Raw genomic sequence first — 12,691 nt, forward strand, 5'->3', positions numbered from 1 at the left:
TATAACTATATGATCATTTAACCTAATTTAGGGAAAAAAACTGAAACCGACATCACCTGTGTTTCTTTTTATTAATCAACAAGTCGCGGAAATATTAAGGGTTCCAAATAAAATATTGTACGGGGATAACTTTCTATATTGTGTAATTAGCACATAGTACAAGTAACTAAATATGTAGTTCTTTTAATAAGGAATTACAAAACAAGAGATATCCAGCTGTAAAAGCGGACATCTCTTGTTTTGGGTAGTTTACATAATAAGATTATTTGAAAATAGTTGAAATGATTTCATCTAATGACATTTCACTGCTGATTTCATACATGCCTGGACGTAAGCCATTTGAAAGTCCTCTGTTTTCAACTTCTTTTGAGAAAGCAAATGCATCTTCGATAATATTAGTTTGCTTTAAGGCTTTTCCAACATCAATGCTTGTCATACCACTGGATACGGAAATCATCGTACGATAAATAACTTTCTCCTGGGCTGGTTGCTCTTGTGTTTGGTCCGGACTGGCTTCTGCTTTTGCTGTTGAAAGCTGCTTATCCCATTCTTCCTCTGTTTGGATTACATATCCTTCTGCAGCAAGGGCATCTTTCATTTCATCGACTGATGGTGTTTCAACTACCTGTTTTGTATCCGATTTTTCACCACTATTTGCTTCATCGGATTCCAAAAAGTAAACCACTCCGCATACTCCAGCTGCTAATAAAAGCCCTGAAGCAAAGCTACGAATTGAATTAGATGTCATGATCTACATTTCTCCCTTCTTGGCTATTTTGCTTAAAAGGGGAAAGAAGCTCCTCTATTTCTTCAGCTGATAAACGTTTCTTAAGTGCAATACTTTCTACAGAATAGCCACGTTTATACAAGTCAAGAATTTCACGATTCAACATACGTTTTTGACCATTTTCATGACCTAACCCTGCTTGAACTGCAATTATTTCAGTATCTAGTTCTAAATTTCGAATTTGTTGTTGTAGCTTATTTACTTCTTCCATATAAGTAAAAGTAATCTCCTCTAATTGTTTGTCTATCTTTTTAGAGGCTTGATTATTTTTACTAAACGATAAAATGAGCAGCAAAACGGCTGCACCAAAAAGTAAAACTAACGCCCATTCCATCATTCTATAATCCTCCCTAACTATAATCTTATCATCTGCAATTAATTATTATACATGATTTTCGACATAATTCGAACAAAATCATTAAATTGCCACAAAAGTCATATGTTTATAATGATAGAAATAGCCTATAAAGGAAAATATAAAAAAAGGTTCTGCGCGAATCAGCGCAGAACTTTTTTGAACTAGTTACTTTTTACACCGTAGATAATACATGCAACCCCACCAAAAACCCATAAGATTTTTGTTATTGAAATTTTCTCTGCCATTCCAACTAAACCAATTGTGGTTGTAAGTAACAAGATAATGGGTCCTACTAGTGCCAATGAACTATTAATAACTAATGCCTTTTCAATGTCATTATATTTTATAAATAGAAAAGCAACTAAAATTTCAAGACTCCCAGAAAAAAAACGTAAGAAAGCCATTCCTAAAATCGCTTTTTCAATTAAATGAAACATCCTATCCCTCCTATATGCACTTTCATCCATAAATATATGCAGAGTACATTCAAAGAAGGACAAGTTTTACAAATATAAGTACTTATTAAAGTGTAAAAACATCCAGAAAAGAAAAAAAGGTCACTAAAAGAGATTTGCATCACTTTTGGTAACCTGCTTCTGTTTTTATCAAAGTTTTACTTATTTTACTTCTTGAGCTCCAGTTACTTTACCATCTACCTTAGAAGTTGATTTTAGATCTTCGCTTGCAAAGTAGATATTTCCATCAATTGTTGCATCTTCAGTTAAAGTGAAACCATTTGCTTCTACATAAACGTCACCTTTAACAATACCAGCTTGTACTTTGAAGTTTTCACTTTTAACTGTCATTTTAGGAACGGTTAATGTAAATCTTTCTAGAACATTACGGTTTTCATCTTGTGTATATGGTGCAAATTTACGATAAATATCCTTTGTTTTATCGTTTTTATCGTAGAATTCTCCATCAACAACCAGTTCTTTATCCATTGTTACATCATTTGTAATGGCAAAAATCCAATTTCCATCTTTACTTGCTGCCTTTGCTAAATCTTCCGCATTATCAACGATTGAAGCTGTCGTTACTACATCTGCATCTGCTGCTTTAACTTCTTGAGCTCCAGTTACTTTTCCATCCACTTTAGCAGATGCTTTTAAATCTTCACTTGCATAGTAAATATTTCCATCAATTGTTGCATCTTCAGTTAAAGTGAAACCGTTTGCTTCTACATAAACGTCACCTTTTACAATACCAGCTTGAACTTTGAAGTTTTCACTTTTAACTGTCATTTTAGGAACGGTTAATGTAAATCTTTCTAGAACATTATGGTCAGCATCTTGTGTGTATGGAGCAAATTTACGATAAATATCTTTTGTTGTATCACCTTTATCGTGGAATTCACCTTCAACAACTAATTCTTTATCCATTGTTACATCATTTGTAATGGCAAAAATCCAATTTCCATCTTTACTTGCTGCTTTTGCTAGATCTTCAGCATTATCAACAATTGAAGCAGTTGTTACTACATCTGTTTTCTCCTCAGTAGACTCAGCGGCTGGTTGCTCAGTTTTTACTTCCTCTTTTGGTTCTTCCGCTGCTTCCTCTGTACCGCAAGCTGCTAGAGTCCCTACTAATAAAGATGAAACTAATAATGCTTTAAATTTCATTGATGTTTCCTCCCTGTAAGAGTTTTCATATTTGATTCTGTATTTACTTTATCATAGATTTTATACATAATTTACCGACAAATTTGTATATTTTTTGACATTTCCCTTCAATAGTAATCGGAGTTATTGTTACTTTTGTCCTTTATTAACGTGACATTCTTTTCGATTTTCAGTTTAATCCATAGAAAAAAATAACCCAAAAAGGTTAGTTTAATTCAACTAACCTCTTGGGCTATTTTAATGTCACTATATTGCTTCTATATAAAGCAAGAAATCAAGTTATTCTAATGTAAGTTATTCAACTGTTTGGTTACCAGAAACTTCGCCATCAATGATGGCTGAGTTTTTAACCTCTTCATTTGCATAAAAAATGTTACCCTCAACTTTTGCATCTGCATCAAGTTTAAAACCTTTTTCTTCTACATAGATGTCCCCTTTAACAGTTCCACCTTTTATCAATAAATTTGGGCTTTGGATTGTTAATTTTGGTACAGTTAATGTATGGGAAGCAGTGATATTACGATCCTGATCTTGTTCGTATAGAGCTATTTTACGATAGACATCCTTAGTAGCATCATTCTTATCATGGAATTCTCCAGCCACTACTACATCTTGATCAATATTAATATCATTTAAAATAGCAATGATCCATGTTCCATTTTCACTAACCGCTTTTACAAAAGCATCTCCTTCATTCACAATTGATGCGGTAGTATTCACATCTGTTTGTTCCTCTTCATTTGTCGCTTCTTCACCTTCACCAGCATTTGTATTTGGTTCTTCTGCCGGCTCCTCAGTTGGTGTAGTTGTATCTGTATTTTGATCATCTGCTGCTTCATCATTACCACCACAACCTGCTAATAAACCAACTAATAATAATGAAGCTACAAATGTTTTTAAATTCATTGTAGTTCTCCTCCTTCTGGAAACAATTTTCCTTAGTATTTTGTACATGTTTTTGCATAGTATGTACAAAAAATAAACTAGAAGGAATAACTCATATTTAAACGATGTACTCCTTCTAGTTTTTACAGCATTATTTTTATAAAAAATGTAAAGCTTCAGATGTTAAATAATTAATAACAGGCTTAACGCCATTACAGCCATTCCAGCAATTAACCCATATATGGAAGTATGTGCTTCATCATACTTCTTTGCAGCAGGCAATAATTCATCAAGTGAGATAAATACCATGATACCTGCTACAGCAGCAAATATAACCCCGAACATCACTTCATTTAAGAAAGGCATTAAGATCAAAAAGGCTAGAAGTGCACCAACTGGCTCTGATAAACCGGATAGAAAAGATAGCTTGAAGGCCTTTTTCTTACTTCCAGTAGCAAAATAGATAGGAACCGAAACAGCAATTCCCTCTGGAATATTATGAATAGCTACGGCGATCGCAATCGCAATTCCAAGAGATGGGTCTTGAATGGCTGAAGTAAAAGTAGCAATTCCCTCTGGAAAATTATGAATGGCAATAGCCAATGCTGTGAAAGATCCCATTTTCAAAAGAGCTGGATCATGTGCTGGCTTATTCGTATTCATCTCTTCAACTGTTTTCAATTCATGTGGATTCCCTTGTTTCGGAATAAACCTATCGATTAGGGCAATCAATAACATCCCCGCAAAAAAACTTACAACAGTGATCCAATTCCCCTGAACTTCCCCCATTTCACCAACTAGCGAATCTTTTGCCTTTACAAAAATTTCGATCATCGAAACGTAAATCATGACCCCTGCTGAAAATCCTAGTGCAAGAGACAGAAACTTTGTATTGGTTCGCGAAGTAAAAAAAGCAAGTATACTCCCTATACCAGTAGCCAAACCGGCAAAAAGTGTTAATCCGAATGCTAATAAAACATTTTCCACTCCATTTTCCTCTCCTTCAATCATATATTTTTATTTTGTGTTTTGTCCTCATGATAAAAAGTTTCCCTCGACCAACTTTTGGGTAAAAAAATTTTTTCATATTAACATATGCATGATTTTTAAAAAGTTTCCGATAGTAAACATTTTAATCTAAAATGATTATAATTTGCAATATATTAATACTGCTTTTAGTTTATTTTTCGGACCACCTTTTGGTTTATGAATTTTTTGACAACTTTTGTCGGAACAGTTGATTTTAAATTTAAATGTATTAAAATGATTATTAACTTGCATTAATTTATTGTAAATTTTTCGTAAATATAATTGACATAATTGAAAAGGGAGGTCTTTCCTTTGAATTTAGTGGAGTATTGTGGAAAAACAGAATTTTCGGTCCTACAATTCATCTTTTCCGTAACAGATGAATTAAACGAAAAAATCACACAGAAAAAGTTCATTTATAAAGAACAGATTGTTAGATATGTCGAGCGTAGAATCGAATATTTTTTCAAGCATTTTAATTTAAAACACGCTTTGCTCCAATCGTATAAAAATGAGGTATTTAATAGTGTCATGTTTAAATTAAATACCACAATAAAGGAGCATATTAGATTTCAATGTGTATGAAATTTATAAATACAAACTGAGGACTTTTTCTGATGCGTTATAACGAAACAGAAGAAGTCCATTTTTCATTTATTATCCTAGCATTTGATAATTTTTCTATTCAATATTATCATAATATTAAACTTATATTAAATCATACTTTCCTACAATCATAAATGTATGATTAAGCTTATTTGAATCGGGGTGGAGAAATTTGGATAGTGACCAACTACTTACTTTTATTACCGTAAATGAATTTAACAATTATTCAAAGGCTGCTGAGTACTTAAATTTAACTCAGCCAGCTATAACCGCTCGTATTCAAAAGCTTGAACTTGAACTTGATTGCAAACTAATTTATAGAGAAGGAAAAAAAATTTTATTGACTGATGAAGGAAACGCATTGCTTCCATTTGCAAAAAAAATTGTTAACTATATGAATGAAGCAAAGAAAACAATTGACCAACTAAAGTTGCCAAGTATCACAATTGGAATAGCTCCGGGAATTTCAGTTTCGATTGTCCTAGAAATACTTGACATTCTTCAAGAAAGGACAATCCTGACATTCGATTTATTTGAAGCAGAAGACTCCTACCAAATATCCCGTATGATTTTTGAAGGAAAGATTGATATTGGGATAGTTCGGGACATCATCCCCATTTCAAACCTTGAATTCAATCACTTTTTTAGTGAAAAGCTAATCTTTGTGGTGGGAAAAGATCACCCCCTTTCGCAAAGAAAGGAAATTAAAAATGACGATCTCATTGGTCAAACACAAGTCTGTTATCGCAGACATACTCCAATTGCCATCCAAATCGATGAGCTTTTAATAGGAGTCGAAAATCTACATCGAATTGAAGTGGGAAGTTTTGAAATGGTAAAGTCAATGGTGAAAAATAATTGGGGATTTTCGATTATGCCGGAACTTGCCTTAGGTCATGAATTTGAAACCATTCACAATGATTTGGCTGTAATCCCCTTTGCAGATTCAAATCAATTAACATATAATGTGACAGCCATATATAAAAAAGAATCACCTAAACTGGATAATCTAAAACAAACACTTAGAATTATTAAGGATACTTTACATCGATTATTACCTGAAAAATTTGAATCTAAGACTTAAACCTCTCATTCACAACATTTCATTGAATAAAAAGACATCCATCATTTTGAATTAAGAGATTTCCGAAACTCAGAATGAGAATGTCTAATAATACTATTTATGAATTAGCTGCAAATAATGACGGAATATATAGAACCAATTCTGGAATATACGTAATTAAGAATAAAACAATGATGGAAACGACGACAAACGGCCAAATGGCTTTTACTAAGGATTCCAACTTAACATTTCCTAATGATGATGCTAAAAATAATCCAGAGCCTACTGGCGGTGTTAAAATACCTATCGTTACGTTCAAACAGATAATGACACCAAAATGAATCGGATCAATTCCAAATTGTGGAAGTAATGGTGCAAATATAGGTGTTAATATGATTAGTATCGCTATTCCTTCAATTAACATTCCAAGCAATAAGAAGAAGACATTAACAATCAAGAGGAATACAAGCGGACTGCTTGTAACTGACGTCATCCATTCCGCAATCAATTGCGGAATCCTTTCGAATGTTAGGACCATTCCGAATAAATTTGCCATCGAGATTAGTAAGGTGACAATCGCAGTTGATATTGCTGTATTTATCATGACTTTGGGCAATTCTCTCCATTTTAATTCACGATAGAACAAAAATCCGATTAAAATTGCGATAACACAGGCAATTCCAGCTGATTCCGTTGGAGTAAAAGCTCCTGTTACAATACCCCAAATGATGATTCCTGGTACTAATAATGCCGGTAAAACTTTTACAAATGAGACGCCTCGTTCTTTCCATAGAATTTTTTCAGAAGACTGCCATTGTTCTTTATAGCCAATGTAGGCGATCAATACAACAAATGATATAGAGATTAAAATTCCTGGAATAATCCCAGCCATGAACATATCTCCAATTGAAGTACCAGAGCTTACCCCATAAATGATAAACAACATACTTGGAGGAATAATCGGACCTAGCATCCCAGCTGCTGCTGTAGTTGCTGCACCAAATTCTCTCTTATAACCTTCTTTTTCCATTGCTGGAACCATGATTTTACTCATCATGGCTATTTGTGCTGCGGCAGAACCAATGATTGCAGCTAAGAACGTATTAGCAAGAATATTTACATATGCAAGTCCGCCACGGAAATGACCAACAAAGCTTTGAGCAAATTTTACTAAGCGAATCGTAATTCCACCAGAGTTCATTAACTCACCCGCAAGCATAAATAACGGGATCGCTACTAAACCATAGTTTTCTAAGGAAGAATATAACCGTTGCGGTGCATTAATGAGCATTCCCGTATTATTACTCACCAGTAAGAAAACAAAACTAGTTATGCCTAGTACCAATGAAATCGGCACCCTCAATAATAATAAGAGGATAAATATTAACAACACAATTATGCTCATCTAGTTCCCTCCTCTACTGGTGTTATTAAATAGGTTACAAAAATATTAATACTATGAATAAGCATAAACACGATCCCAACGGGGACACTTAAGTATGGAATAATCATTGGTAGTTGTAATGCATCTGATTTTTGCAATAAGATTGTTGGATTGCTAATCCATTGAATAGAATAATAAGATAATAATCCTGTAAAAAGAACACATATTAATAGCCCAATTGATACAATTGCCTTTTTTGTCATCCCTCTTAAATAATCAGTCAATAAAGTTACGGCAACCGCTTGATTTGTTTTAATACTCATACTACCGCCAATAAAAGTAACCCATGCGAGTGTATAAAGGGTCACCTCACCTGTCCAAACAAGTGGTGCATTAAAGATATAGCGGGTAACAACGCCTAAAAATAAAGATAGAACCATGATTGCTAAAATTATATTGGCGAGAACCTTTTCTACTTTGAAAATGGTGTCACTGATTATAGAAATAATTTTCATATCATCACACTCCTAACGTTTCTAGTTCTCAATATATATCGAATTCTTTTGCCAGTGTTTTGACGTGTCCTCCTGAAGTTAAACCCCCATCAACAACAATCTCAGCACCTGTTACAAAAGAAGAGTCATCTGAAGCCAAGAATAAAATTGCATTAGAAACTTCAAGAGGTTCTCCTGCTCTTTCTAATGCTGTTAATTTTTGTGAAGATACAACCAAGTTACTAATCGATTCGTTTAATGGTGTCCAAACAAAACCTGGGTGAACTGAATTGACTCGTATTCCCCATTTCCCAAATTCCATAGCAGCTGTTTTTGTCATTCCTCTTACAGCCCATTTACTAGCTGTGTAAGCTGCAGCAAAATATCCTGTTAAACCAGTAATTGACGATAGATTAATGATTGAGGATTTTTTAGCTCTCTTTAATAAATCCAAACAATACTTCATCCCTAAAAATACACCTGTTTGGTTGACTGCAATAATTCGATTCCAATCCTCTAACTGACAGTTCTCAATAGTGTCCCGTTTATTAATTCCTGCATTGTTAATTAGTACATCAAGACGATCAATTCTTCCTTCAAGTTGACTAATCAGCTTTTTCCAATCTCCTTCGTTTGAAACATCTAGTTTATACGTCATTATTTCAGACATTCCCATTTGTGCAACTTCTTTTGCTGTTTGGTTTAGAACTTCTTCATTGATGTCTGTCATAATGATTGTTTTTGCTTTTTCATTTGATAGGAGGATTGCAGTAGCTAAACCAAGACCACCAGCAGCTCCTGTTATTAAAACGACCTTCCCCCTCATTTTGCCTGACATTCATAATACCTCCATCCCTTGGGAAAAAATAACCTTATTTGTAATCTATAAAACTAGTATTCAACTTCCCATAAAGGTGCAAGAAAACCGCTAACATTTCTAGTAATGTCCAATTGCTCGCAAGCGGTTTCTTACACCCAAAATGAAAGGTCAGTTCAATATCAAAATCTAAAAGAAATTCTTATAAAAATTTTACTTCTTATTTTCTTCAATAAATTCTTTAATTAATGGATCGCTAGAGTATTCTTCATAGATTTCATTTCTCAACTTATCAAAACTTCCACGATCCTCGAGTTCAACAACTTCTAATTCATTTCTAAGTAGCTCAAGATTTTCTTTATCCAAGCGTAGCAATTCTTTTTTACCCCATTCTTCAGCAGCTGCTACAGCCTCTTCAACAATTTGTTGATCTTCTGGAGATAATTGCTCATAAACAGTTGAACTCATCACGACTGCTCCAGGGAATGCCATTTGGTTTGTTAGAACATATGAATCTGATACTTCTTGGAACTTTTCAGTGTATAACCCGCTTGGATCTACAGATACCCCTTCAACAACTCCCGTTTGTAAGGCTTGATAAACTTCATTTAATCCCATTGCAACCGGACTTGCTCCTGTTTTTGTCCAGAAGTCAATAACAGCTTTCCCACCTGCAATCCGAACCTTTTTACCTTTTAAATCTTCCATTGATTTTATAGGCTCACCCTTTAGTAATAAATGGTGGTTTCCAGCAAACATATAACCTAAACCTTTAATTCCTTGATTACTAATTTCATCTAGCATTTTTTGTGCAGGCTCCGTTTCTGTTGCTTTAAGAGAATCCTCTAATGTTTCAAATAAAAATGGCATATTCCAGGCATCAAAAGCTGGGACTCTTGTGGCTAAATATTGACCCGTTAAAATAGCAAATTCTAAAGAACCTGTTTCAAGTTGTTGTACCATATCTTTTTCAGGTCCTAGTTGAGCGGCTGGAAAAATTTCTAAATTCATTCGTCCATCAGAACGTTGATTTAATTCTTCTCCAAATTTTTCAGCAAATAAATGCCATGCATGTGATTCTTGAGTAATATGGGTTAACTTAAAGTTATAAGTTTGACCACCGCTTTCATTTGAGGTCGTTGAACTTCCACCTCCACACCCAGCCAAGATGATCAAAAACATGACGACTACTAAACTTAAAATTTTTCTTGTCTTTTTCATAAATAATCCCCCTCATTTTTTATTAAAATATTTATAAATACTTCATTCGAAATACTTCCAGCTCACCCTTTCAAATTTTTCTTATTTAAAATTTCCAATTTGGAAATTCTATTCCTGATTTAATAGATTTTTACAATAATGTTTATTTGTTTAGAATTTTGGGAATATTTAATTTTTGTAATTTTAATATAACTTACTTAGGCACGAAATACAAATAACAGTTTTTTTGTATTTCTATTAGAAATACCAAAAAAAAGTTTGTTTTTTTAAAAAAATAAAGTTTAATTGATTGATCGAGTTTTCAGGAACGCAAAAAGAGAACTCCATTAAGGAGTCCTCTACTACTAGTCTATTATTTCGTTAATTCTTTTACATAGTCTTCTTTCTTTAAACCTAAAAACTTAACAGCGTTATCACCGAGCATTTTTTGCTTATCTTCAGCTGACACGCCTTCTATTAAATCGACTACCTTTCCAGAAGGAATTTCACGTAAAACAAATGGGTAGTCAGATCCAGCAATTAATTTATCTGTTCCAAATTTATCAATCATAAACTGAAGATTTTTTGGATCATAGACAAGTGTATCAAAATATAGCTTTTGCGCATAATGACTTGGTTTTTCTTCAGTAGTTCGAATATGCGGCCATGATTCCCAAGCTTGATCAATACGAGCTAAAACATAAGGGAAAGATCCTCCACCGTGAGAGAAACAAATTTTTAAGTTTGGATACTTTTCTAGAATCCCACTAAAGATTAAACTCCCTGCAGCTAGTGCTGTTTCAGATGGCATACCAATTGAATACATAAAATTATGTCTTGGCATTCTTTCAACACCAACAGTAGCCCATGGATGAACGAAAATCGGTACATCCATTTTTGCAGCGGCCTCTATAAATCTTAGAATTTCAGGATCATCTAAAGTTTTGCCGTTTGCATTACTACCGATCTCAATCCCTTTTAAACCTAATTCATTGATCGCTCTTTCCATTTCAGCAATAGCCAAGTCAGCATCTTGTAACGGAACCGTTCCTAGCCCAACAAAACGTGTTGGATATTGAGCTACAACAGATGCAATAAAATCATTCTGTGCTTTTGATAATTCAAGGCATTTTTCTGCATCAGCCCAATAAGTGAACGTTACTGGAATTGGAGATAGCACTTGAACGTCGATTCCTTCTTCATCCATTTGAGCAATACGTTTTTCCGGATCCCAAGCATTATCTTCAATTTTACGGAATGATTTTCCATCTTTATAAATTTCCGCACCACAATCACAAGTGTGTTTTAAAGTGGGAAAGCGATTATCACCATATTTTTCTTCTAAGTTTGGAAAATTTTCTGGAATAATATGTGCATGGAAATCTACACGAAGTGGTCTTTCATTTGACAAGATGTTTCCTCCTCTATTGCAATGATTTCTATTTATAACTAATTAGTTTTTAACTGGTTCAACCGAGTCATCAGATAATAACTTACCTGTTTTACCAAATTCTGGTTGAGGAGTTCCGCCCCACTCATCAATTGTTTCCTTGCTTGGCTCTAGGCGACGTGGTTCTCTCGCACCTTCTTCAGGGAATGCTTCCATGCCTTGGCTATACTCGATTGCAATGCCATCTGGATCTGAATAATATAGGAAAATACTTCCAGATGGGTGATGTCTACCTGGTCCAAAGTAAATAGGCACACCTTGATCATTTAGACGATTCACTTGAATACCGATATCATCTACCCGGCTAACTTTAAACGCGATATGATTTAACTTATTTTCAGGTCCTTTTGTAACGGCAAATGTATGGTGCCATTTGTTTGGAAATGCTCTTAGCCATGCGAAGTTTGTTTCTCTTCCAGAGAAATCAGAAACCTTGAAGTTTAACGTATTAACAAAGAAATCTGTGATTTCTTCCAAATGAGGAGACTCATAAACTACGTGTAATAATTCTTCAATTTCCAGACCATTTGTTGGTTTGTATGGTAAACCAAGTTGCATCATTTCAACATAAAATTCATATGTCACGCCCACATATGGGTCTTTAAAGCGTAATGTTCTACCTTGTGCTAATTTTTGTGCTTCTTTATCACTTAATTCAACAGGATTTAACCCCTTATCCGTTAAATAATTAAAAACATCTTGGAATTGAGAAGACTTCTCAAGTTCCCAACCAACTCTTCTTAGTCCTGGTTCAGGACCCTCTTGTAAGATTAAATTATGATGATCATAACTACTTCTTAAGTATACGTTTTCATCATCACGTTCTACAAATTGCATTCCTACTGTGTTCACATAGAAATCTAAAGATTTTTCAAGATCTGTAACGCTTAGAACAAGATACCCCAATTTATTGTATCGAATCATATTGCATCCTCCCCGACGTTTGTATTTTAGAATAATTTTAATCTTATAGTTTTAATTTACCGTAAATAATGA

At 34.0% G+C, this 12,691-nt stretch carries 14 protein-coding genes; 2 read left to right on the forward strand and 12 right to left on the reverse strand.

Going from position 1 to position 12,691, the window contains the following annotated elements; translation table 11 throughout:
- Nucleotides 1-262 precede the first annotated feature (262 nt).
- From Q5760_RS15175 to zupT, 6 genes are all read right to left on the reverse strand, one after another.
- Nucleotides 263-748, reverse strand: coding sequence for a hypothetical protein (locus Q5760_RS15175; RefSeq protein ID WP_428908474.1), 486 nt, complete (start codon nucleotides 746-748; stop codon nucleotides 263-265).
- Nucleotides 738-1,124, reverse strand: a complete 387-nt coding sequence (locus tag Q5760_RS15180; RefSeq protein ID WP_428908475.1) for a hypothetical protein — start codon at nucleotides 1,122-1,124, stop codon at nucleotides 738-740. The genes Q5760_RS15175 and Q5760_RS15180 overlap by 11 nt, the downstream gene beginning before the upstream one ends.
- A 182-nt stretch (nucleotides 1,125-1,306) precedes the next feature.
- Nucleotides 1,307-1,582, reverse strand: a complete 276-nt coding sequence (locus Q5760_RS15185; protein ID WP_428908476.1) for a YqhV family protein — start codon at nucleotides 1,580-1,582, stop codon at nucleotides 1,307-1,309.
- A 180-nt stretch (nucleotides 1,583-1,762) separates the two neighbouring features.
- Nucleotides 1,763-2,767, reverse strand: coding sequence for a polymer-forming cytoskeletal protein (locus Q5760_RS15190; protein ID WP_428908477.1), 1,005 nt, complete (start codon nucleotides 2,765-2,767; stop codon nucleotides 1,763-1,765).
- Nucleotides 2,768-3,061: 294 nt separating this feature from the next.
- On the reverse strand, nucleotides 3,062-3,673 hold the full coding sequence (locus Q5760_RS15195) for a polymer-forming cytoskeletal protein (RefSeq protein WP_428908478.1): 612 nt from the start codon (nucleotides 3,671-3,673) through the stop codon (nucleotides 3,062-3,064).
- 162 nt (nucleotides 3,674-3,835) lie between these two features.
- Complete coding sequence (zupT, locus tag Q5760_RS15200) at nucleotides 3,836-4,663, reverse strand: zinc transporter ZupT (RefSeq protein WP_428908479.1); 828 nt, start codon at nucleotides 4,661-4,663, stop codon at nucleotides 3,836-3,838.
- Between the two features lie 330 nt (nucleotides 4,664-4,993).
- Here zupT and Q5760_RS15205 point away from each other — a divergent pair, with 330 nt between their 5' ends.
- Both Q5760_RS15205 and Q5760_RS15210 read left to right on the forward strand, forming a co-directional pair.
- Nucleotides 4,994-5,266: a hypothetical protein gene (locus Q5760_RS15205; protein WP_428908480.1), complete on the forward strand. Its 273-nt coding sequence runs from the start codon at nucleotides 4,994-4,996 to the stop codon at nucleotides 5,264-5,266.
- A 193-nt stretch (nucleotides 5,267-5,459) separates the two neighbouring features.
- On the forward strand, nucleotides 5,460-6,371 hold the full coding sequence (locus Q5760_RS15210) for a LysR family transcriptional regulator (RefSeq protein WP_428908481.1): 912 nt from the start codon (nucleotides 5,460-5,462) through the stop codon (nucleotides 6,369-6,371).
- A gap of 97 nt (nucleotides 6,372-6,468) precedes the next feature.
- Here the strand turns inward: Q5760_RS15210 and Q5760_RS15215 are convergent, their stop codons facing one another.
- The 6 genes from Q5760_RS15215 to Q5760_RS15240 form a co-directional block, all read right to left on the reverse strand.
- Nucleotides 6,469-7,755 (reverse strand): TRAP transporter large permease, encoded by a 1,287-nt coding sequence (locus Q5760_RS15215; protein WP_428908482.1) that lies wholly within the window; start codon nucleotides 7,753-7,755, stop codon nucleotides 6,469-6,471.
- Nucleotides 7,752-8,249, reverse strand: a complete 498-nt coding sequence (locus tag Q5760_RS15220; protein ID WP_428908483.1) for a TRAP transporter small permease — start codon at nucleotides 8,247-8,249, stop codon at nucleotides 7,752-7,754. Before Q5760_RS15220 ends, Q5760_RS15215 begins: the two co-directional genes overlap by 4 nt.
- A gap of 28 nt (nucleotides 8,250-8,277) precedes the next feature.
- The gene (locus tag Q5760_RS15225) at nucleotides 8,278-9,066 is read right to left on the reverse strand and encodes an SDR family NAD(P)-dependent oxidoreductase (protein ID WP_428908484.1); all 789 of its coding nucleotides are present in this window, start codon (nucleotides 9,064-9,066) and stop codon (nucleotides 8,278-8,280) included.
- A 192-nt stretch (nucleotides 9,067-9,258) separates the two neighbouring features.
- Nucleotides 9,259-10,266 (reverse strand): TRAP transporter substrate-binding protein, encoded by a 1,008-nt coding sequence (locus tag Q5760_RS15230; protein ID WP_428908485.1) that lies wholly within the window; start codon nucleotides 10,264-10,266, stop codon nucleotides 9,259-9,261.
- A gap of 352 nt (nucleotides 10,267-10,618) precedes the next feature.
- The gene (locus Q5760_RS15235; protein WP_428908486.1) at nucleotides 10,619-11,656 is read right to left on the reverse strand and encodes an amidohydrolase family protein; all 1,038 of its coding nucleotides are present in this window, start codon (nucleotides 11,654-11,656) and stop codon (nucleotides 10,619-10,621) included.
- A gap of 42 nt (nucleotides 11,657-11,698) precedes the next feature.
- Nucleotides 11,699-12,619 (reverse strand): VOC family protein, encoded by a 921-nt coding sequence (locus Q5760_RS15240; RefSeq protein WP_428908487.1) that lies wholly within the window; start codon nucleotides 12,617-12,619, stop codon nucleotides 11,699-11,701.
- Nucleotides 12,620-12,691 lie beyond the last annotated feature (72 nt).

The sequence above is a fragment of the Niallia sp. Kr1 genome (assembly GCF_050389805.1).
Lineage (GTDB): Bacteria > Bacillota > Bacilli > Bacillales > Cytobacillaceae > Bacillus_BD.

Excerpts from the sequence above, each read along its gene's own strand:
- Q5760_RS15175 (WP_428908474.1), bottom strand. The coding sequence starts at position 748 with ATGACATCTAATTCAATTCGTAGCTTTGCTTCAGGGCTTTTATTAGCA.
- Q5760_RS15180 (WP_428908475.1), bottom strand. The coding sequence starts at position 1,124 with ATGATGGAATGGGCGTTAGTTTTACTTTTTGGTGCAGCCGTTTTGCTG.
- Q5760_RS15185 (WP_428908476.1), bottom strand. The coding sequence starts at position 1,582 with ATGTTTCATTTAATTGAAAAAGCGATTTTAGGAATGGCTTTCTTACGT.
- Q5760_RS15190 (WP_428908477.1), bottom strand. The coding sequence starts at position 2,767 with ATGAAATTTAAAGCATTATTAGTTTCATCTTTATTAGTAGGGACTCTA.
- Q5760_RS15195 (WP_428908478.1), bottom strand. The coding sequence starts at position 3,673 with ATGAATTTAAAAACATTTGTAGCTTCATTATTATTAGTTGGTTTATTA.
- zupT (WP_428908479.1), bottom strand. The coding sequence starts at position 4,663 with ATGATTGAAGGAGAGGAAAATGGAGTGGAAAATGTTTTATTAGCATTC.
- Q5760_RS15215 (WP_428908482.1), bottom strand. The coding sequence starts at position 7,755 with ATGAGCATAATTGTGTTGTTAATATTTATCCTCTTATTATTATTGAGG.
- Q5760_RS15220 (WP_428908483.1), bottom strand. The coding sequence starts at position 8,249 with ATGAAAATTATTTCTATAATCAGTGACACCATTTTCAAAGTAGAAAAG.
- Q5760_RS15225 (WP_428908484.1), bottom strand. The coding sequence starts at position 9,066 with ATGTCAGGCAAAATGAGGGGGAAGGTCGTTTTAATAACAGGAGCTGCT.
- Q5760_RS15230 (WP_428908485.1), bottom strand. The coding sequence starts at position 10,266 with ATGAAAAAGACAAGAAAAATTTTAAGTTTAGTAGTCGTCATGTTTTTG.
- Q5760_RS15240 (WP_428908487.1), bottom strand. The coding sequence starts at position 12,619 with ATGATTCGATACAATAAATTGGGGTATCTTGTTCTAAGCGTTACAGAT.